Annotated in this window: 14 protein-coding genes; 10 read left to right on the top strand and 4 right to left on the bottom strand. The window is 57.9% G+C overall.

The genetic code is table 11. The annotated features are described in order from the left end of the window. Window positions 1-84: 84 nt before the first annotated feature. Window positions 85-1359 (bottom strand): exodeoxyribonuclease VII large subunit, encoded by a 1275-nt coding sequence (gene xseA / locus QRX41_RS06725; protein ID WP_313837025.1) that lies wholly within the window; start codon window positions 1357-1359, stop codon window positions 85-87. A gap of 509 nt (window positions 1360-1868) precedes the next feature. On the opposite strand from xseA, the gene QRX41_RS06720 reads away from it, so the two are divergent. Then, a complete protein-coding gene (locus QRX41_RS06720; RefSeq protein ID WP_313839505.1) occupies window positions 1869-7322 on the top strand; it encodes an acyl-CoA dehydratase activase-related protein in 5454 nt (1817 codons plus the stop codon). 85 nt (window positions 7323-7407) lie between these two features. Next, on the top strand, window positions 7408-8061 hold the full coding sequence (locus QRX41_RS06715; protein WP_313839503.1) for a sugar O-acetyltransferase: 654 nt from the start codon (window positions 7408-7410) through the stop codon (window positions 8059-8061). A 78-nt stretch (window positions 8062-8139) separates the two neighbouring features. On the opposite strand, the gene QRX41_RS06710 is transcribed toward QRX41_RS06715, so the two are convergent. Further along, entirely contained in the window at window positions 8140-8757 is a 618-nt protein-coding gene (locus QRX41_RS06710) for a TetR/AcrR family transcriptional regulator (protein WP_313839502.1), read from the bottom strand. A 301-nt stretch (window positions 8758-9058) separates the two neighbouring features. Here QRX41_RS06710 and QRX41_RS06705 point away from each other — a divergent pair, with 301 nt between their 5' ends. The 8 genes from QRX41_RS06705 (at window position 9059) to QRX41_RS06670 (ending at window position 19448) form a co-directional block, all read left to right on the top strand. Then, window positions 9059-9217, top strand: a complete 159-nt coding sequence (locus QRX41_RS06705) for a hypothetical protein (RefSeq protein ID WP_313839500.1) — start codon at window positions 9059-9061, stop codon at window positions 9215-9217. 33 nt (window positions 9218-9250) lie between these two features. Continuing rightward, on the top strand, window positions 9251-11365 hold the full coding sequence (locus tag QRX41_RS06700; RefSeq protein WP_313839499.1) for a beta-galactosidase: 2115 nt from the start codon (window positions 9251-9253) through the stop codon (window positions 11363-11365). An 83-nt stretch (window positions 11366-11448) separates the two neighbouring features. Further along, on the top strand, window positions 11449-13749 hold the full coding sequence (locus QRX41_RS06695) for a glycoside hydrolase family 3 N-terminal domain-containing protein (RefSeq protein WP_313839497.1): 2301 nt from the start codon (window positions 11449-11451) through the stop codon (window positions 13747-13749). 137 nt (window positions 13750-13886) lie between these two features. Then, window positions 13887-15161, top strand: a complete 1275-nt coding sequence (locus QRX41_RS06690; RefSeq protein WP_313839495.1) for a glutamate-cysteine ligase family protein — start codon at window positions 13887-13889, stop codon at window positions 15159-15161. A gap of 109 nt (window positions 15162-15270) precedes the next feature. Then, a complete protein-coding gene (locus tag QRX41_RS06685) occupies window positions 15271-15738 on the top strand; it encodes a GNAT family N-acetyltransferase (protein WP_313839493.1) in 468 nt (155 codons plus the stop codon). Further along, a complete protein-coding gene (gene rihC, locus QRX41_RS06680; RefSeq protein ID WP_198189557.1) occupies window positions 15735-16655 on the top strand; it encodes a ribonucleoside hydrolase RihC in 921 nt (306 codons plus the stop codon). Before QRX41_RS06685 ends, rihC begins: the two co-directional genes overlap by 4 nt. A 37-nt stretch (window positions 16656-16692) precedes the next feature. Beyond that, the gene (gene dcuC, locus QRX41_RS06675; RefSeq protein WP_198189556.1) at window positions 16693-18072 is read left to right on the top strand and encodes a C4-dicarboxylate transporter DcuC; all 1380 of its coding nucleotides are present in this window, start codon (window positions 16693-16695) and stop codon (window positions 18070-18072) included. 350 nt (window positions 18073-18422) lie between these two features. After that, on the top strand, window positions 18423-19448 hold the full coding sequence (locus QRX41_RS06670; protein WP_313839490.1) for a LacI family DNA-binding transcriptional regulator: 1026 nt from the start codon (window positions 18423-18425) through the stop codon (window positions 19446-19448). Between the two features lie 183 nt (window positions 19449-19631). Here the strand turns inward: QRX41_RS06670 and QRX41_RS06665 are convergent, their stop codons facing one another. Both QRX41_RS06665 and QRX41_RS06660 read right to left on the bottom strand, forming a co-directional pair. Then, window positions 19632-21059 carry an MFS transporter gene (locus QRX41_RS06665; protein WP_396176799.1) on the bottom strand — a complete coding sequence of 476 codons (1428 nt, stop codon included), beginning with the start codon at window positions 21057-21059 and terminating at the stop codon, window positions 19632-19634. Window positions 21060-21119: 60 nt separating this feature from the next. Further along, window positions 21120-22076 (bottom strand): nucleoside hydrolase, encoded by a 957-nt coding sequence (locus tag QRX41_RS06660; protein ID WP_313839488.1) that lies wholly within the window; start codon window positions 22074-22076, stop codon window positions 21120-21122. Window positions 22077-22319: the final 243 nt, after the last annotated feature.

Below are 22319 nucleotides of genomic sequence, written 5' to 3'. Positions count from 1 at the left end.
TTCTTATACGGTGTGTTATCAAATTTTTAATTAATAAGGATGATTATCGCTGATGATTATATGTGGCTGACCACGTGGGATCGGTCACTGCCCGCTGACGACCCTGGTCTCGATCCTGCCCTCTTTGACGGTCAAGGTCAGATCCTGATCGGCCTGAACCTGCTGTGGGCTGACGACCACCTTCCCGTCCAAGGTCTGCACGACTGCGTATCCGCGGTCCAGCGTGGACTGGGGAGAGAGGGCGGTCAGTGAGGACTGGAGCTTCTCCACGGTCAGGGAGGCGTCGTCCACGATCCGTCGCAGGGCGATGTCCAGGCGGACCAGCGACTCGTCAACCAGCCGCTGGGGCTTGTCCAGCATGGTCTGCGGCTTGGTCAGGCTGGGGCGGTTGGCGTATCCCTCAATCAGCCGTGTCTCGCCCTCGACCATATTTTGGATGCGCGCGTTTATGCGCATCCTGGCCTCTTGGATTATGCCCTCCTGCTCGACCAGGTCGGGCACCACCCGCTTGGCGGCGTCAGTGGGGGTGGAGGCACGCAGATCTGCGGCCAGGTCAATCAAGGTCCAGTCGTCCTCGTGGCCGATGGCCGAGACGATGGGAGTGACGCAGGCTGCCGTGGCGCGGACCACGGACTCGTCCGAGAAGCCCAGCAGATCCTCGAAGCTGCCGCCGCCCCTGGCCACGATGATCACATCCACAGCCGGATCAGCATCCAGCTTCTGGATGGCTTCGACCACTTCGGGCGGGCACTGGGGGCCCTGGACGTGGGCGTGTACCACGGAGAATTCGATGGTGGGCCAACGCAGGCGGGCGTTGGTGATCACATCCCCCTCGGCTCTGGCCTTGGGCGCGCAGATCAGGCCAATGCGTCGGGGGAATTCGGGCAGGGGAACCTTGTTTTCCGCATCGAAGAGGCCCTCGCCCTTGAGTTTGCGCCTGAGCTGGTCAATCTGCTCTTTCAGGTCACCGGTGCCTACGCGCTTGATCCGGTCGGCCATAAAGCTCAGACGGGTCTGTTTGATCCACAGGTCAGGCCGCCCATGCACTACCACCCGGTCGCCCTGACGAAATTCCCTAGCCTGGGTGGCGAAGGCCCGGAAGCCCATGACGTTGATGGAGATGTCCTCGAAGTTGTCACGCAGGGTCAGATATGCCGAGCCGCTACGGCGGGTGTTGATCTCCACGATCTGACCCTCCACCCAGGCTCCGGGCCAGCGGGCCACGGCATCGTGGTACTTCTGGCTGAGCACGCTGACCGGCCAGGGATCCTCCTCGGTGGTGTCACGTGCCAGGCGGGGCAGCTGATCCAATGGTTTGGGAGCCAGTCCTGACGGTGCTGGGCCAGCCGGCGCACCCATCGACCCGCGCATGTTCGAACCCATGTATGCTCGCACCTGATACCTCCTGACCATCGGTTCCGCCAGTCTGACCAACCTATCTGGCAACGGCCTGTACAGGATGGTATGCGGGCTGGTCGGTGAAGGAAACGTTCTCTCAGGGTCTCTCAATACGGGGACAATTCCCTATTCCCTGTAAGTCCTTCGCAGGCCTACTGTCGACTGCTCCTGAGCCGATTTCGCCAAGGGCACAGCGGCTTTTCTTCCATTTGCGGGCAGGCTGTCATTGAGGCGAAAGCGTGGAGGACGAGGGTTGCAACCAACGCCTTAATGCACCTGTCCCAGTCTGTGGCTTGCCTGCATCGGTGGCGGTTCTGCTGGCGGCTGTGTCAAAGGAGACAGTCTTGATTCCCTGATATTGCAAAAGTTATTCACGCTCTGGCGGTAGCATAAATAGGGTAAGCCGGATATGATGTGGTGTCTGCTTTTTGGACCCATCATGCGGCGGTCTCACGGATTGAGGTTGTTTCATGTCTGATGGCGTCGACATAACGGGTCGATATAAGGGCACAGGACCGCGGGATCTCCTGCGTGTGGGTTTGGATATCGGGTCCACCACAGTCAAGGCCGTGGTCCTTGGCACAGGTGACAGGCTGGATCAGGCGCTTTTCAGCGACTATCGCCGCCACCATGCCAATGTGCGGCAGTGTGTGGCTGAGCTGGTCACCGACATCAAGCTTTCCCTGTCACGGGTTGGTCTGGCAGGCAATCCCATCAGCCTGGTGATCACCGGTTCGGGCGGTCTGGAACTGGCCAGCCAGCTGCAGGCCGAGTTCGCCCAGGAGGTCATTGCCGAGACCGAGGCCATCAACGCCACCTACCCCGAGGGGGACGTGATCATCGAGCTGGGCGGCGAGGATGCCAAGATCACCTATCTGAAGCCCACGCCAGAACAGCGGATGAACGGGTCCTGCGCAGGCGGGACCGGAGCCTTCATCGATCAGATGGCTACCCTGCTCAACACCGATGCTTCAGGCCTGAACGATATGGCCGCCAAGTACAAGACCATTTATCCTATCGCCTCGCGCTGCGGGGTCTTTGCCAAGTCCGACCTCCAGCCCCTGATCAACGACGGAGCCGCCAAGGAGGATCTGGCTGCATCCATATTCAATGCCGTGGCCACACAGACCATTTCTGGACTGGCCTGCGGACGTCCCATTCGTGGCAACGTGATCTTCTTGGGCGGGCCCCTCTTCTTCATGAGCGAGCTCAGGGAAGCCTTCAAGCGGATCCTTCAGGACAGGGTCAGCCGTTACATCATCCCTGAGAACGCGCACCTCTATGTGGCCTACGGCGCTGCCATCATGGCTGGCCGCCACGAGCAGGACGACCAGGACAGCGCTGCGCAGGTCAAGACCGACTATTCGCCAGAGACCGATGTGAACGACCCCTTTGGCCCGGCCTGGGGGCTGGATCAGGCGGAGGTCGACAAGGCACGGTCCGAGAAGGCCTCGAACCTGGACAAGATGGCTCTGCAGGATGCCATGCAGGACGGCCGCACCACCACCTTGGTGGACGGTGAGCATAAGGCTCCCGCCACCGAAACCGACAAGGATGCCAGCCACACTCAAAACATGAACTTTGACCTGACTTCCTTGGATGGCGTCCTCTCCGCCCTGAAGGGCCTGGAGAACATGCCCTCCACGGCAAGAACGATCCGCCCGCTCTTCCTGAACGAAGACGAGCGCAGTGAGTTCAACGACCGGCATGGGGCCCAGGTCATCCCCACCGGAGACCTGTCAGGAGCCAAGGGGCCGCACTTCCTGGGCATCGATGCGGGCAGCACCACCATCAAGGCCGTGCTGATCAACGACGACAAGACCATCGTCTGGTCCACCTACGGGGTGCATAAGGACAGCCCGCTGATCGCCGCTGCCAACATCGTCAAGGAGGTCAGGAAGTCCTTGCCGGAGGGGGCCTACATCGCCCGTGCCTGCGCTACCGGCTATGGTGAGGGCCTGGTCAAGGCCGGCCTGCATGTCGACGAGGGCGTGGTCGAGACCATGGCCCACTACCGGGCAGCCGAGGAGATCAGCCCCGGGGTCACCTCGGTCATCGACATCGGCGGGCAGGATATGAAGTACATCGCCGTCAATGACGGGGTCATTGATTCCATCTGCGTCAACGAGGCCTGCTCGGCCGGCTGCGGGTCCTTCCTGCAGACCTTCGCCCAGTCCATGGGCATCAGCATCCAGGAGTTCACCAAGCAGGCGTTGGCTTCCGAAGCCCCGACCGATCTGGGTTCACGCTGCACGGTCTTCATGAACTCCTCGGTCAAGCAGGCTCAGAAGGAGGGCGCCTCCCCGGAGGATATCGCCGCCGGGCTCTGCTACTCGGTGGTCAGGAACGCCCTCTACAAGGTCATCAAGCTGCGCGATGCCAACGCCCTGGGGCCGGTGGTCGTGGTCCAGGGAGGCACCTTCCTCAACGATGCCGTCCTGCGGGCCTTTGAGCTCCTGACCGGTCGCAAGGTGACCAGGCCCAACATCGCCGGGCTCATGGGAGCCTATGGTGCTGCACTGACGGCCCGCATGCACTGCCCGCAGAATGAAGAGGTCGAGGATCTGACCGCTGCCGGCTCCCACATGGCCGACGGGGTGAAGTCCGTGGGCAGCACGCCCACCACCCCCAATAAGGCTCCGACTTCCACCAAGCCAAAGTCGTCACCGGCCGCCGTCAACAAGATTGCCTCCAAGAACGACCAGGGGTTCAAGGCGACCTTGCCTGACCTGAAGGTGCAGGACGGCCATGTGGTCAGCTCCATTCTGGCAGGGGACGATCTGGACAATCTCTCCATGACCACCACCCACGATGTCTGCAAGCTCTGCCAGAACCACTGCAAGCTGACCATCACCGAATTCGAGGACGGCGGCCGCTACGTGACCGGGAATCGCTGCGAGCGTGGCGGCGACAAGAACAGGAAGCGCTCCGACAGGCCCAATCTCTATGACTTCAAGTACAAGCGGGCCTTCGCCTACCGTCGTCTGACCCCGGACAAGGCCACCAGAGGCGACATCGGCATTCCTCGCGTGCTCAACATGTACGAGGACTACCCCTTCTGGTTCACCCTGCTGACCTCCCTGGGCTTCCGGGTCATGATCTCCGGGCGTTCCAACCACGAGCTCTTCGAGAGCGGGATGGAGTCCATCGCCTCCGAGAACATCTGCTACCCGGCCAAGCTGGTCCACGGGCACATCCACTCCCTGGTCGACAAGGGCATCAAGACCATCTTCTATCCCTGCGTCACCTATGAGCAGGAGCTGGTTCCCGATACGGACAACCATTACAACTGCCCCATCGTGGCCAACTACCCGGTGGTGATCGAGGCCAATATGGCCGAGCTCAAGGAGAACGGCGTCCGCTTCATGCGGCCCTACTTCAACCTGTCCAACAGGGAGAAGATGGTCGAGCGGATCGTCAAGGTCTTCGACTGGGCCAAGGTGAGCGAGGAAGAGGCCAGGACGGCCGTCCAGGAGGCCTACCGTGAGGATGCCCGCTTCAAGGAGGACGTCCGCCAGGAGGGGCTCCGTGCCCTGGCCTACATGCAGGAGTATGGAGTCAAGGGCGTGGTTCTGTCGGGCCGTCCCTACCATGTGGATCCCGAGGTCAACCACGGCATTCCCGAGACCATCTGCTCCCTGGGCATGGCCGTGCTCTCCGAGGACTCCATATGCGAGCTGGACGTGCATAAACTGCCCAAGCTGAGCGACTACATCATCCCGGCGGCGGGGGAGCGGGCCCTGGCCTCCAACAACCCCACGGCTACCAAGTTCCGCAAGACCGTGCCGAGCTTCGGCGACGACCATCAGAAGATGCCCTTGAGGGTGACCGACCAGTGGGCCTACCATTCCAGGCTCTATTCGGCAGCCAGGTTCGTCTCCGAGTATCCCGACCTGCAGCTGGTCCAGCTGGTCAGTTTCGGGTGCGGCGTGGATGCCATCACCACTGACCAGGTCCAGGAGATTCTGGCCGACAAGGGCGATGTCTATACGCAGCTGAAGATCGACGAGGTCTCCAACCTGGGTGCAGCCAAGATCCGTCTGCGCTCGCTGAAGGCCGCCATGGACGAACGCCATCAGCGGGATCTGGCCCAGGAGGAAGCCCCGGCCAAGGATCAGGCGCCTGCCAAGGTCGCGGTCAAGGATGCTGACCCATTGCCTGACCTGGTTCAGGCGGGGGATTCATCCGATTCTCAGGAACCTCAAGAGCTTACCGGACATATCGAAGCAGTGGATGCGAATGCGTCCGACCATCCGAAATCCGATGGGTTCCGGTCCACCAACGCGCAGAAGATCAGCCTATCCCAGCGCAAGGCCGACATTGTGGCTCTGGCACGGTTCGTGGCTTTGCACGATAAGAGCGACCAGGGTCTGATAGGCCTTCATCCCATGGGCATCAAGCCCATCCGGGAGACCATGGCCTCAAAGCAGAAGGAGCAGGAAGTCGAAAGCAAGTCGACAGAGCGTCCGGCCGAACAGGTCAAGGATGTCCAGGCTAGCGGAGCCGCCGCCAAGCCGACCCTGTCCAAGTACGCCACTGAGCATCGCTTCACCAAGGAGATGGGGCACAAATTTACAGTGGTCGCGCCGCAGATGTCGCCTGTGCACTTCTCCCTCCTGGAGGCGGTCTTCTCCAGCGCCGACTACCACTTCGAGCTCCTGAAGCATGCCACGGCCGAAGACATCAACACCGGTGTCAAGTATGTCAACAATGATGCCTGCTTCCCTGCCATCATCGTGGTGGGGCAGTTGGTCAATGCCTTCCTCTCCGGCCGTTTCGACCCGCACAAGTGCGCGGTCATTGTCACCCAGACCGGTGGCATGTGCAGGGCCACCAACTACTATGGCCTCCTGCGCAAGGCTCTTGCTGATGCGGGCTACGGCTACGTGCCGATCATCACGCTGAGCGTGCAGGGGTTCAAGGCCAATCCGGGCCTTCAGGTAACCCCTGCCCTGCTGCACCGCGCGGTCAAGGCCTTCTACCTGGGCGATGCCATGATCGAGTGCCTGCTCAGGGTCCGCCCCTACGAGCAGGAGCCCGGCTCGGCCAACAGGCTCTACAAGCTTTGGGACACGATCTGCAAGGAGACCATCGAACACCACGGATACTCCAAGACCGCCAAGAAGGTCTACGGTCATGGATATTTGCCTTACCGCACGCTGATGAAGCGGATGATCCGGGCCTTTGACCAGCTGCCCCTGCGCAATATCCCCCGCAAGCCTCGAGTGGGTGTAGTCGGAGAGATCCTGGTCAAGTACCATCCTGATGCCAACAACCACGTGGTCGACCTGATCGAAAGCCAGGGCTGCGAGGCTGTGCTCCCCGGTGTCTGCGACTTCATGGTCAACGGCATCTCCAATGCTGAATGGAACGAGGAGATGCTGGGCACAGGCGGACCAGTAGGCGTCAAGAAGATCGTCCTCAAGGCGGCGGATGCCTACCGTGCCCCCATGATCGCCGGCTTCAAGGCCTCCCATGGGAAGTTCGACATTCCCGCTCATATCACCGACCTGAGGGAGAAGGCCGCCTCGGTCACCTCCCTGGGCGTTCAGGCGGGAGAGGGCTGGCTTCTGACCGGCGAGATCATCGAGCTGATCCAGTCCGGCGCCCCAAACATCGTCTGTGCGCAGCCCTTCGCCTGCCTGCCCAACCATGTGACAGGACGCGGCATGTTCGGCAAGATCCGCAGGACCTACCCTGAGGCCAACATCGTCTCCATCGACTACGATCCCGGCGCCTCGGAGGCCAACCAGCTCAACAGGATCAAGCTGATGATCGCCGCCGCCAAGAAACCGGGCGGCCAGCAAAAGCTCAGCCAGGGCCACAGGGCCAACGTCGAACCCCAGGCATCTGGATCGACCGGTCGGGATGCTGGGCAGGCAGCACCCGTCCAGGACGAGGAGAAGGTTCTGGAGCGTCTGTAGATGCCAGGTCGAGGCCGGTGTCTGGAGCTAATGCGCCGGCCTCGGAACTGCTGAACCACGAAGATCAAGGAAAGAGGGGCTTCCCATGACCAGCCGCGAGGAGATCAAGGCTCTGCTGGACACCGACCAGATCTACATTGCCGATACACCCGAAATGAAGCAGGTACAGGACGCCCAGCAGGATCTGGTCTTCGAGTTCAACGCCTGCCGTCCCAGCCAGGCGGAGAAAAAGCGGGACCTCTGCAAAGAGATGTTCGGTTCATTCGGCGAAGGCAGCTGGATTGAAGGGCCAGTGCGGGCCAATTGGGCCTGCAACACCTACTGGGGGAGCAAATGTTACGCCAACTTCAACCTGGTTCTGGTCGACGACGGACGCATTGACATAGGCGATCACACCATGTTCGGACCCAACGTCACCATCGTCACCACGGGGCACACCATTCGCCCCGATATACGCGTATATGGAACGCCCCAGTTCTCGGTTCCGGTCAGCATAGGCAGGAATGTGTGGATCGGAGCAGGCGCCATCGTCATGCCGGGAGTGACCATCGGCGACAACACGGTCATCGGGGCAGGGTCCCTGGTCACCAAGGACATTCCCTCCGACGTGGTCGCCTACGGCCACCCCTGCAAGGTCGTCCGTCCGATCAATGATCACGATTATGAATACTTCTGGAGGGATCGTCGGTATCAGGCGCCTTATGATGCCCGGCCTTTCAGGATGGATCAGGAAGGCTGATTGGTTGCTGCTTCCTCGGATGTCCCTGTCGGCTGGTGTCCGGCAACTGCGGTTTGGCCACTGCAATGCCTGTGCTGATCAGCAATATCCATCCCAGAGTGGTGAGGGAAAAATCAGCGCTTTGAACCGGTCCCATTCCTGGATGTAGTCGATTTTCGGCTCACGCAGCAGCCGTATCTGTATGCCGTCCATGACTTCCAGACTCATCCTCACCTTGTCCTGCATGTCTGTTGCCCACGCTATGCCATCAGGAAGCAGCCAGGGGAATTCAGAATAGCGCTTCCAGACCTCTGCCGGCCTGCGGATGAAATAATCATGCAAGGGGTGGCTGGCCGAAATGGCCTCTGTCTCTAGGACCGTATACAGCTGTGTGAGTTCGGGCTGGTCGGCATTGTGGGCGACCAAATAGTCAAAATAGGCCGGAAGATGCGGATGTTCGGGGTCGGACCCGGGAAGGCCGGTCCGCAGGAATTCCTCTGGCGTGCCATCGGCATCATAGATATCCGTGACCAAGAGGGAGAGCAGGCCTTCCTTGCTGCCCACATAATGGAGGACGCCCGGTTGCGACATCCCTACCATGTTAGCGACGTCTTTGAGCGATATGCCGTTGTACCCATGTTGGCTGATGAGGCGGGCAGCGGCCTGTGTGATTTCCGCACGTCTCACTTCTGGTGATTTTCTGGTACGGCTCGTCATTTCCTGGTCTTGCGGCTCCTTTTCACAGCTCTTGGATGCCTGGATCCTCCCGGTGGTTTGATACTTATGGTACATGGGGGCGTATTGGCAACAGCAAAAGGGGTATGGCTCGGCCCACGGCAGGATTCCGACTCGTCTGGGGAGTGCAAAAGAAGTCGTGGCATTCGCGGCCCTGGATGGAGCCGATGACTTGACAGAACCATTGAATTCCTGTTAGGTATATCATTATCTAATGATTAGTAGATATGGCTTTTCCGCCATTGGAAGTGTCGGAGAAGACTAGTTGAAAGATATCGGCACCATGAGCGACTCAACAACCCTGGCATTGGATGATTCGGCACTGCTGCAGGCGCATAAGGCCGTCTCGGAGCCGTCAACCGATCTGGAATGGACTAGCAAAGAAAGCCAGGGCTTCCTAGCAAACCTGGAGCCGCGATCTTTCAGCACCTTCGCCCTGTGAATTGAGTCCTGCAAATCAAGATTGGAGTTCATCATGCCAGACCAGACGGTCCGAACCAAGAACCACCCAGCTTCACAAGGCATCGCGCGCCTTCCGGACAGGTTCATCTTCGGATGCGCCTACTACGACGAATACATGCCCTATGAGCGGGTGGACAAGGACATGTCCATGATGAAGTCAGCCGGCATCAACACCATTCGCATCGCCGAATCCACCTGGAGCACCCTGGAGCCCCAGCCTGGCGTATTCGACTTCAGCCATGTGGACCGGGTGCTGGATGCCGCTGGCCGCTTCGACATTCAGGTCATCGTGGGCACGCCCACCTATGCCGTCCCCGCCTGGCTGGTCGCCATGCATCCGGAAGTTCTGGCGGACACCCCCAAGGGTCCCAGCCGGTATGGCGCTCGCCAGATCATGGACATCGTCAACCCCTCCTACCGGTACTATGGCGAGCGCGTCATCCGCAGGCTGGTGAGCCATGCGGCCGACAACCCCCAGGTGATCGGCTACCAGGTCGACAACGAAACCAAGTACTACGACTGTGTATCGCCCGACATGCAACGGCTCTTCGTCAAGGATCTGCGACGGCGTTTTGGCAATGACCTGGGCCGTCTCAATGCGGCCTTCGGCCTTGACTACTGGTCAAACAGGATCGACTCCTGGGAGGACTTTCCCGATCTGACCGGGACCATCAACGCCTCTCTTGGTTCGGCATTCGACCGCTTCCGCCGCAGCCAGGTCAGCCGCTACCTGGCCTGGGAGGCTGACATCGTGCGCGAATATGCCCGCGAGGACCAGTTCGTCACCCACAACTTCGATTTCGACTGGAGCCCAGGCTGGTCATACGGCCTTCAGCCCGCCGTCGATCATTTCGAAGCGGCCGAATGCCTGGATGTGGCCGGCGCGGACATTTACCACCCTTCTGAAGATGACCTGACCGGCAAGGAGATCGCCTTCGGCGGGGACATGACCCGCAGCCTGAAGGGCGGTGCCAACTACCTGGTTCTGGAAACCGACGCCCAGGGGCAGAACGGCTGGCTGCCCTACCCCGGGCAGCTGAGGCTGCAGGCATACAGCCATCTGGCCTCGGGGGCTGACGGGGTCATGTACTGGCACTGGCATTCCATCCACAATTCCTTTGAGACCTACTGGAAGGGGCTGCTTTCACAGGACATGGAACCCAACCCCACCTATGAGGAAGCCGGCCAGTTCGGCAGGCAGATAGCGCAAAAGGGTGTGGGGGAGCGCCTGATCAACCTCCACAAGCGCAACAAGGTCGCCATCATGGTGGGCAACGACTCCCTGACCGCCTTGGACTGGTTCTCCCTGGAGACCGGTTTCCCCCGTCAGCAGGGGCAGATCTCCTACAACGATGTGGTCAGACGGGTCTACGATGCCCTCTTCGAGCTCAACATCGAGTGCGATTTCATCAGCGAGGAGGCTGACCAGTCCCAGCTGGACTCTTACGCCATGGTCGTGGTCCCTGCCCTCTACAGCAGCAATGAGGATACGCTGAAGGCCCTGGCCGACTACGTCCATCAGGGAGGTCATCTGGTGGCCACGCTGCGCTCCTTTGTGGCGGACGAGAACCTCAAGGTCTGGCATGACAAGGCCCCCCACCTGCTGACCGACGTGTTCGGCATCGACTACAACCAGTTCACCCGTCCCGGCAGGGGTCTGACCTTGGATCTGCATGGGGCCGACCAGGCTGGACCGGCGTGCCAGGGGCTGATCGAACTGCTGAACCCGCGACCCGGCACCCAGGTCCTGGCATCCTATGACCACCCGGTCTGGGGGCGGTATGCGGCTGTGACCCGCCATGATTACGGCCACGGCAGCGCGGAGTGGATCGGCACTCTACCGTCGGCCCAGGGCATGCGACTGCTGCTTTCGGATGCGGCGGATGCGGCTGGCTTGAGCGGTCCTGCCCGGGACCTGGCTGGCCTGGTCACCGTGCGTGAGGGCATCAACGCCCTGGGGGAGCAGGTCGCCTACCTGCTCAATTATTCATCCAAGGAGATCAGGCTGGACGCGCCCTATGGTGGGCAGTTGCTGGTGGCCGACGGGCAGGCTGATCCTCAGGCTCATGTCGACCAGGGCCAGCCCATGACCATCGGATCCTGGGATCTGGCGATCATCGTTCGATAGACCAGTCCCGGTCTGATCGGCTTCGGACTGACCGGACGCAAATATGAGTGGATGAGTGCTCAGTAAGAAAGGAAGGTGCCCAGATGGCATCAAGAAAGTTGACGGAGGACCTGCCCTATCGCAATCCCGACCTAAGCGTGGATGCGCGAGTGGCCGACCTGGTGGGCCGGATGACCCGTGAGGAGAAGCTGGGCCAGATGATGCAGCTTGATGCCCGCTCGGGAGTGGACAAGGAGGTGGTGGATCAGCACGCCGGGTCACTGTTGCATGTCTCTCCGCAGAACATGATCAAGGCTGACAAGGCCGTTCATCGCACCCGTCTGGGCATTCCTCTGCTGATCGGCGATGACTGCATCCACGGCCATTCCTTCTTCCGCGGGGCCACCATTTTTCCCGAGCAGTTGGGCATGGCGGCTTCCTTCGACCCTGAACTGGTTCAGCGGATGGGGCGGGCCACAGCCCAGGAGGTCGCCACAACAGGCGTCCACTGGACCTTCTCCCCGGTGCTCTGCATCGCCAGGGACACCCGCTGGGGCCGGGTGGATGAGACCTTCGGCGAGGACCCCTTCCTGATCGGCGAAATGGCCTCGGCCATGGTGCGCGGCTACCAGGGCGGATCAGCCATGACCGGGACCTTGCCCAAGGATGCTGTGCTGGCCACGGCCAAGCACTTCGCTGGCTATTCCGAGACCCAGGGCGGGCGCGATGCCTCCGAGGCCGACCTCTCGCACCGCAAGCTGCTGTCCTGGTTCCTGCCGCCCTTCGAGCGGCTGGCCAAGGAGGGCGTGGCCACCTTCATGCTGGGCTACGAGTCCATCGACGGAGTCCCGGTCACCATCAACAACTGGCTGCTCAACGAGGTGCTTCGAGGGGAGTGGGGCTACCAGGGCACCCTGATCACCGACTGGGACAACGTGGGTCGGATGGTCTGGGAGCAGAAGGTGCAGCCCGACTACGCCAGGGCCGCTGCAGCCGCCGTCAAGGCCGGCAATGACCTGATCATGACCACGCCCGGCTTCTACCAGGGAGCCTTGGATGCACTGGATGCCGGGCTTCTGCACGAGGAGGACCTTGACCGGGCGGTCAAGCACATCCTGGCCCTGAAATTCCGCATGGGGCTCTTCGAGGATCCGCGTCTGCCCGACCCCGAGGCCCAGAAGGCGATTATCAACTCACCGGAGCACCAGGAGCTCAACCTTCAGGTTGCCCAGGAGTCGGCAGTCCTTTTGAAGAACGACGGCATCCTGCCCCTGTTCGGTGGGGTTGATGCCGATGGCCGCCCCGGTGATGACTCAGCGCACAGCATCGCCCTGGTGGGTCCACTGATCGACGATGCCCAGAACCAGTTGGGGGACTGGGCCGGTGGTTCGGGTCAGTGCGACTGGATCAAGGACCAGCCGCGGGAGATGATCTCGACCGTGGCCGACGGTCTGCGCGGGGAGCTGCCTGAAAACTGGCAGCTTAACTGCGAGCAGGGTGTCGATGTGCTCCGTCTGGTCGACGACCCGGCGGGCAAACTCTTCCCCGATGGCCAGCCCAGGCCCAAGGTGGCGGCCCCGGCCAGGATCGATCAGGACCGCTTCGACAGGGCCGTAGACCTGGCCAGGCAAAACGACCTGGTGGTTGCCGTGGTCGGCGACGTGGTCCAGCTGGTGGGCGAGGGCCGTTCGACTGCCACCCTGGAGCTCTACGGTCCTCAGCGCGATCTGCTGGACGCCCTGGCACAGACGGGCAAGCCCATGGTCATCGTGCTCATGTCTTCCAAGCCGCTGATCCTGCCCCCGTCCGCACAGTCGGCCAGGGCTCTGATCTGGCAGCCCGACCCGGGTATGCGGGGCGGCCGTGCCCTGGCCAGGATTCTCGCTGGCAAGGTTGAGCCCACAGGCAGGCTGCCCATCACTTTCCCTAGGCATGCGGGCCAGCTGCCGGTCTACTACAACCAGATCCGAGGCCAGCATGGTGACCGCTATGCCGACCTGACCCAAGAGCCGGCCTTCGCCTTCGGCCAGGGGATGGGCTACACCACCTTTGCCTACGGAAAGCCCCAGATCGATGGACCGGATGCCGTCGGCCCTGAAGACAGGGTCAGGGTGACTGTGGACCTCACCAACACCGGCCAGCGCCCAGGCACCGAGGTCGTCCAGGCCTACATCAGCGACCTGGTGACCTCCGTCAGCTGGGCCGACCGCGAGCTCAAGGCCTTCCAAAGGATTCAGCTGGATCCAGGGCAGACCCGGAAGGTGGTTTTTGATCTACCGGTGTCTGAGTGGACCCTGGTTGATGCCGACTGCAACCGCAGGGTCGAGCCCGGTCAGTTCCAGGTGCTGGTGGGATCCTCCTCGCGCAGGAAAGACCTGCAGGCCGTGACGGTGACCGTGGGCTGAGCCTGAAATCGACCGGGTTGCGGTTGCTTTAGGTTGCGGTTGTTCTGGATTGCCGCCGGTCGACTGACCGATACCTTGTTGTGGAACTCCTCGCGTGTTGGTTGCCCATGGCCCTCGGCCGCTCTTACCATGACAGCATGAGGAAAAGCGTAGGCGCTGGGTATGCGCACCTGTTGACGGTCCCCAATCCTCGGCATGTGGCCAGCCTGGTTGACTACTTCACACGCGGATCCAAACCACGGTCCCAGTGGCGGTTCGGTATTGAGATCGAGCATCTGCCGGTGCGCAATGATGGTTCCGATGCCCCGGTTCCCTATGAGGGAGAGCAGGGCATCGAGGCCCTGCTGTCTGCCTTGGAGCCCTGCTACGACGGCGATAAGGAATACCGGGAAGATGGCCACTTGGTCGGGCTGAGCAGGCCGGGCTGCGTGGTTTCCCTGGAGCCCGGAAGCCAGGTGGAGTGCTCCTTGGGCGTGGTGCGGGACAGCCGGGAATTCGAGGAACTCTACCGTCGCTTCCGTACCGAGATCGACCCCATCGCCGAGCGACTGGGATTCCGTCTGGTCGAGTACGGGTACCGTCCGGCTGGGTCCTATGCGGATGTGGGCGTCAATCCCAAGGAACGTTATGCGGTCATGAACACCTACCTGGGTCGCATCGGCCAGTGCGGGCCCATGATGATGCGCAGCACCGCCTCCACCCAGATCAGCATCGATTACCGGGATGAGGACGATGCCATCGCCAAGATACGTCTGGGCACGGCTATCGGGCCTATTGTGGCCTACTTCTTCCGCAATACTCCGATCTTTGAGGGGAAGCCCAACCGCATGCCCCTGCGACGCCAGCGGATCTGGGATTGGCTCGACACCCAGCGCACAGGCCTGATTCCGGGGCTGTTCGAGGACGGCTTCGGCTGGGAGGACTACGCCGTGGATATGCTCTCCACTCCGCTCATGGTGGCGGATGTCTCCCACACCCCTGAGGTGGACGGGCCGCAGGGTCAGCAGTTCTTCGTTGCCTGGCATGAGAACGCCGGGGAGATCTATCCTGACCGCCGGCTCAACGATGCCGAGATAGCGCATATCCTGACCACGCACTTCAACGACGTCCGTTTGAAGAATTACATCGAGCTCAGGCACTGGGATTCCCTGCCCATGAAACGTGCCAGCCGACTTCTGGAGATCGTCGGCGGTATCTTCTACGACTCGGATCGATTCGCCGGACTTGTCGGGCTTTTGGACGGGGTGAGCGAGGAGGACGTGCTCCAGGCCAAGGCCGACCTGCAGGCCCGCGGCGGGCAGGCCAGCCCCTATGGGCGCTCTCTGGACTTCTGGCGGCAGGCGCTAGGTGCCGAGAACACTCTGGATGATCTGCCGGGCGATCCGCGCCATCCTGAACGCTTCCAACGCTAATATTTCACGCAAGCTTGCTGAATTGGACAAAACTTTGCTGTCGGGTTAAACTCGGGCTGGTTGATAAAACGTTATAGCAATACTGGTCACTCGCAGCGGAGGGATTCCAATGGAGGTTGTTATTCGGTATGATGCGCTGACGCCAGAATTATACGAACGTGTACGTTCGACGGCTGGTTTTCACCCTTACTCATCAGTTGACGTAAGAGCTGCTTTATCCGGCGGCTATTGCTCGGTTGTGGCCGAGGTGGATGGTGAACCAGCTGGTATTGGCCGTGTCGTTGCCGATGGACGTATAGCCTTCTTCATCAAGGATCTTGTGGTGCTGCCTCATTATCGCCATCAGGGCGTTGGCAGCGCTGTTCTTCAGGCTCTACTTGGTCGAATTAGTCAAGACGCTTGCGAGCATGCTTACGTGGGGCTTATGGCCACTCCTGGCAAGGAAGGTTTCTACGAGGAACATGGATTTATTCGGCGGCCTGGTCCGGATCTAGGTAGCGGGATGGTCCGCTTCCTGGATGGAGCCTATAGGTCACAGTTATCAACTAGAAGCAAATCAAAGGAGCAGGAATCATGAATCCAACACCAGTCATCATCGATACTGATCCAGGAATTGACGATGCCGTCGCCATTGCCCTGGCGCTATTTTCGCCTCAGCTGGATGTGCGATTGATTACCACAGTGGCCGGCAATGTCGGCTTGGACAAGACGACGCCGAACGCTCTGCGGCTGTTGACGTATTTCGAGCGTCGCGTCCCAGTAGCCCAGGGGGCACCTGCGCCTCTGCTGGAACCTTTCGTGGATGCCAGCGATATACATGGAAAGACGGGAATGGAGGGCTTCGACTTCCCTGAACCTGATCGTTCTCTGTTGCTGAAGGAAAACGCAATCGAGGCCATGCGCAGGGAAATCATGGATTCGTCCGAACCAATCACCCTGGTGACTATCGGACCGTTGACAAATATCGCCCTCCTGCTCAAAGTGTACCCCGAGGTCACCAAGGGAATCGGACGAATCGCTATGATGGGCGGCTCCACAGCCCGCGGCAACCGCGGTGTTATGTCCGAGTTCAATGTGGCCACGGATCCGGAGGCCGCGGCTATCGTATTCGGGGCGGGAATCCCCATCGTCATGGCAGGTTTGGATGTCGGTCTTAAGGCTTTGGTCATGCCTGAGGACAGTGCTCAGCTGCCCGCAATGGGAAAAGTAGGCACAATGACCCATGACCTGTTCAAGAAGTACCGCGGAGGAAGCTTTGCCACAGGTCTGAAGATGTACGATCCCTGCGCAGTCGCATGCATCCTGGCCCCCGAGCTCTTCGAGTTCGCCGAGACCTCTGTTGAGGTGGAGCTTGCGCAAGGTCCGACTCGCGGCTGCACGGTCGTTGACTTGAAGGGTTATCGGAAGCGCACAGCTAACGCTTCCGTGGCTGTCGATGTGGATTCCGAAGGATTCCGGGCCTGGTTCCTGGACGGCATGAGCAAGTGCATTTGATTACAAAGACCAAGATCAAGAAAGAGAGAATCACAAAGTGATTGCGGAAATCGTTCTGGTGCTGGTCGTCCTGGTGGCGATCGGGTACCTAATCATTAAGAAATACAATCCGGCCCTGACTCTGATTATCGGGGGCCTGGTCCTCCTCCTAGGTGCCTGGGCACTGGGACATCCTCTGTATGCAGCGGGCAAGGGAACCGGTTTCGGTCTCTTCGATGTCTTCATGGTTTTCAAGGACACCATTCTGGACCAGCTCAAGGCTGCAGGTCTGGTCATCATGGTGCTGTTCGGCTACTCAGCCTACATGAACACCATTGGGGCTAACCAGGTCGCCGTTAACTACATGGTCAAGCCCCTTCGTCACATCAAGCACAAGGCGCTCATCGTGCCGGCGGTTTTCCTGCTGGGTAATGTTATGTCTCTCGTTATTCCCAGTGCATCCAGCTTGGCAATCATCCTCATGTCCATCCTTTACCCAGTGCTGGTGGGCATGGGGCTTTCCTCGCTGACTGCTGCGGGTGTGATTGCCTGCACAGCCACAATCATGCCCACTCCTCTGGGTGCTGATAATGTTATCGCCGCCAAAACGCTCAAGTACGATCTGATCGAATATGTCGGCAACAACGCCAAGATCGCCATTCCTTCCCTACTGATTATGGCCTTGGCTCACTATATCTGGCAGAAGTGGTGCGATCGTCACGAGGAGAGCACGGGTGTCGCTGACCCCGTCGAGCATGATGCGAAAGCTGTTCGTGACACAACGGGAATCCCTGGATACTACGCTTTTCTGCCCCTGCTACCCCTCATTCTGATCCTTGTCATCGGTATCGCGGCCATGTTTATCAAGGGTCTGACCATGGATATCGTGGTGCTGACTTTCATCTCCTTCTTCATCGCAGTCATCATCGAGGCCGTCCGGCACCGCTCCTTCAAGGAGATCCAGGGATCAGTTGTTGAGATGTTCACCGGTATGGGTCGTGGCTTCAGTCAGGTGGTCATCCTGGTCTGCGGCGGCTCCCTCTTCACCACCGGTGTTCAGAAGCTGGGGCTGATTGATGCTCTGACCCATTCGGTGGAAGGGTCCACCGGGGCCGGCCTGACCGTGGCTCTTATCTTCGCCCTGGCTACTTGCTTGTTCGGCTTCCTGTCCGGTGGCGGTCTGGCCATGTTCTACGCGGTCATCGCCCTGGTGCCTGGAATCGCTGCTGCTGCGGGTGTCAACGGCATCCTTATCGCCATGCCCATGCAGCTGATCGCCAACCTGGCCCGCGGCATATCCCCGGTGGCGGCGGTCATTATGATCGTGGCGGCCAGCATCAAGGTGGAGCCCACCAAGGTGCTCAAGAGGACCAGCGTGCCCAGCATCGTGGGCATCGTCAGCGTACTGATCTTGTCAGTCTTCCTGCTGCCCTACTGATTGCTGTTGTAAACCAAGCAAAGGCCTCCCTTGTGTCGATTCAGTCGATCTTGGGAGGCCTTTAGTCAATTTTGGCATAACCCACTAATTCAGACTGTTTTATTCATATTGATTTACAGAAGTGATGGCCAGTGTAACTATATAATGTCCACAAGAAGAAGCGGATTGTGTTAGGGTCCCTTGTAGGTTTCTAGACATTTACCCTGAATACAGAAATGCACAGTGCCGGTTTACTTTTGACAAAACTGATGAATGAATTCTCAGCTGCTGTCGTGCTCATATGACATTCAACAAAGACTTCGGGTTATGCTTAAACTGTTACACACTTGGTCAATTCAGAAAGAGTCTTTATGGGATTTGTGACTATTCGCGATGTGGCACAAAAGGCAGGCGTATCCATCGCGACCGTTTCGCAGATCTTGCACGGGAAAGGCCGATTTTCCAAGAAAACCAAAAAATTGGTCATGAATACGGTTGACGCTTTGGGGTATATTCCTGACTCAAGGGCCCAAGCCATCCGTATGTCTGATTCTAAGATGGTCGGTTTGTTGGTACCTGATTTGCGAAACAGATATTTTGCGGATCTGGTCAGTTCCATGGAAAATATTCTCTATGAAGAAGGCTTCAACACGCTTATCGGTACTTCTGCTGAAAACGTGGAACGTCAGGACTCATTCATTACCAATATTTTAGGGCAGAGATTTGATGGGTTAATTATTATTCCACAAGGAGTAGAATCCGCAGGTTTGAAGGCTCTGGTAAAGCGAAATATTCCCACGGTCTTTGTAGACCGTCGTGTGCCCGGTATGGACACAATTCCATATGTGGTTTCAGATCCAAGGCCAGGTCTGGTTGAGGCGATGCGTGCCCTTTATGCCGACGGACATAGGAAAATCGCTTATCTTGCTCATCCATCCTTGAAGTCTTTTAGCTTGAATGAACGTGCGGAAGCATTTAAAAAGTTAAGCCCCCAGTTCTTCGGAAAGTCGGGTTCTCTGATTCTGTCGAGTGACGGCAAGAGCGGATCGCTCGAAATGGGACTGAACCGGATTGAAGAATTTGGAGCTACTGCACTCATTTTCGGGTATTCGCCAGATGCTATTAGTTGTTTGGGCATTTTCCATGATCGTGGGATCAAAATAGGTCCCTGCATGTCGCTTATTTCTTTTGATGACATTGATGTCTTCAATCTTATGACGCCCAAAATCTCGATTATCTCCCAGCAGGCCGAGAAAATGGGGCGCAGAGGAGTCGAGATGTTACTTGAAATGATAAGGAATGGAGTAAGTGGTCTGGGGGCTATGATGAGTATTCCCACCATTTTCATTCACCGTGAATCGGTAGGGCCGGCTCCAGCTTCGGGCTCACATCACTGAATGGAATTTGAAAAGCGATTCAAGCCTTGTTTCAGTCCAGTTAATAACTGGATAATATTCCTCGATGCTATTAGAATGACGCTAAATATTAAATGAAACCGGTGCCGATATGCTTATCGACACCGGTTGGTAGTTCATTGGACTCAACAATCGAACAGATCGTGGCCACGAACGTATTGTTTATTACTTGCTCTCGCTATAAATCTTCTTGTTGAAAGCGAAGTAGATAAGAAGGCCAACGACGATCATACCTGCATCAATCAAGAAAAGATTGGAATAATTGGCTGCGAATCCAGTAGTTCCGTTGATGCTGCCTATGGATAGTGTTGGGGAACTCATCAGACCGCCTATGATGGCGATACCAATGGAACTGGAGACGTTCATAGCCAGGTCGTTCATGCCTACGCCGCGTCCAGACTCATCCTTAGACAGGGTGCCAAGAACTGTTGAGACCAGTGGCGAGTAGAGGAAACCGCCTCCACCGTAATAAATGCAGCCTGCAATGGTCAAAGCAATCGGTCCTAGATTGACGCAGAAGACGGCAAGAACAAAGCCGAGTATTTTCATGCAGCCCGCAGTGATGATTGCGGCCCGACGACCGATCTTGCCAACGATCCACCCTGAGCAGATTCCTACAGTGGCCCCTACGACGAAAGCCCAGACGATGTGCAGTGATACCTGTGAAGTGGTCAGGTGGAACACCTTGGTGCTTATTCCGTTAAAGAGCGGGGAGAAGGAATAGTTGGGCAGATAGAAGAGCAGGAGCAGAGATATTGCCATCAGCCAGCGTTTGTTGCGGAAGAAAGCCGGAGTTACGAAGGGATTGCTTGCCTTGTGGATGTATATAGCGAAGACGATGAAGAGAACGGCAGAAGCAGCAAGCATCCACCAGCTCTTGTAGGAGAAGAAGAGGGTAATGAAAGCTGTTGCTAGGCCGAAGATCGTGAAGCCGATCACATCGACTTTTTCACCGTTTCCAGTTTTATTTGGAAGATTCTTAAGAAGAAGGGGTAGGAAGAGGACCGTCACGGCCGGGATCAGGAATAGATACTGCCAATGAATCGAAGTTAAGAAGCCAGCAGCGAAGACGCCGATGGCTGCTGAGATCTGATACCCAGCGGTAAAGATCCCGAAAAATATGACCTTAAGCGAATCTTTAAGATATTTTGTTGCCACTACCAGATAGACGGAGCCGGCTACCTGCTCGCCAGCCGTCTGGATAGCTCGGGCTACAATGACCGTCCATATATTAGCAGTGAAATAGTAGTTGGCTACAAATCCGAGAATCGAACCGAATACCAGCAAGGTAATGCCTACAACTACCAATTTTTTGAGTGAGACGAAATCTCCCAGCGATCCGTAGATGAAGCATACGATGCCGAGAACGATACTGGGAATCGCCGTTATCAAGGAGGCTTGCCCTGGTGCTCCAACGCTTTCTCCAATTTCCTGGAAGACCAGATTGAATCCTTGTAGGCATAAAGTACCCAGGACGAAAGTGATGAGTAGCGGAATTAAGGCTTTGACAGCCATGTCGCTTGTTATCTCCGCTTGTTGAGAGGAACTCTGTGATTGCGAGCCGTTCTTAGCTGCAGTCGTGCTGTCTGACATGATTGCTCTTATTCTCTCTTTATTATCTGTATCAGTTAACGGGTTTACCGCTGTCTGTCTTTATTGCTGTTCAGAGACAACTAGGGAGGTTCTGGTCATGAATTCATCCAGGAAACGTTCCACATCTACCTTGATGGCCACTTGAGTGGTCTTGGTAGCATCGTTGAGCCTATCCTTGTCTCCAATAGTTCTTCCTCTAGTGGCTCCGTCAGTCTCAACTTTCAAGTTGACATCCAAGGTCTTGACCAATGTGGGATCAACGGCTACTGCCACGGCCAGGGGATCATGTAAACCGCAACCTCCCAAGCCCGGAGACGTAAGCTCATAGGCGTGGATGTAGTAATCCGTCATGTCGCTAAGAAAAGCGGCGGCAGGGGTTCCCAGCGCTCGCCATTGCTTGGTTTCATTTGTCGTCAGCAAAGTTTGCAAGGTAACGTCAAGACCCACCATGGTGCATTGGGCTCCGGATGTGAACAGTGCATTAGCTGCTTCGGGATCTTGAGATATGTTGGCTTCACGCCATGGCGCCACATTGCCTGTAACCGTCAGTGCGCCTCCCATGATCACGATTCCTCCCATGATTTCCTTGATGGAAGGGTCCTGTTTCACGGCCGCGGCGATATTGGTCAGTGGTCCCGTAGCTACATAAGTCAGATCTTTGCCGTACTTATGAGCTGAATTGATAATAAAGTCGATCGCTGATGATGCTTCTTGGCAGCGAGGCGAATCAGGTATTGTTACATCGCCGATTCCATTTTTACCATGGATCAGCCGTGATCCCTCCAAGACCTCGAAGGTGTTCTTGTTGGTTGCATGGGGTAGACCAGCGTAAACAGGGACTTCTGCATGACCAAATAAATCGGTGATAGCCAGGTCGTTGCGGATTCCTTGGCTCATGGTTACGTTGCCGTAGGTTGCTGTAATGCCGATCAGTTCTGCCTCTGGGCTTCCAAGAGCGTAGGCGATGGCAAGGGTGTCATCAATTCCGGTATCAAGATCGAGTATGAACTTCCTCAATTGTTAGCCTTTCCAATAGCAGCAATGAGTGAATACAAAGCATCTGCGCTCCCTCTAAGCATCTTTGCCTCACTTGCATTCTTTAAAACAAAGAAGATAAAACCTTTTATCGTCTCTGTGGTGAATAAATTATCAAACTGGATTTAACTTGTCAAATTTCTGGGTGAAAGAGGTGAGGAGCAACAGATCTTCATAGGTGTTTCCGCAAGGTGAATGAGCGGGAAGAAATGGTAGATGGGTGGT

It is taken from the genome of Bifidobacterium kimbladii (genome assembly GCF_032193675.1).
In the GTDB taxonomy this organism is placed as follows: Bacteria; Actinomycetota; Actinomycetes; order Actinomycetales; family Bifidobacteriaceae; genus Bombiscardovia; species Bombiscardovia kimbladii.
Note: the sequence above shows the minus strand (reverse complement) of the source record. Positions and strands in the feature narration are given on the sequence as shown.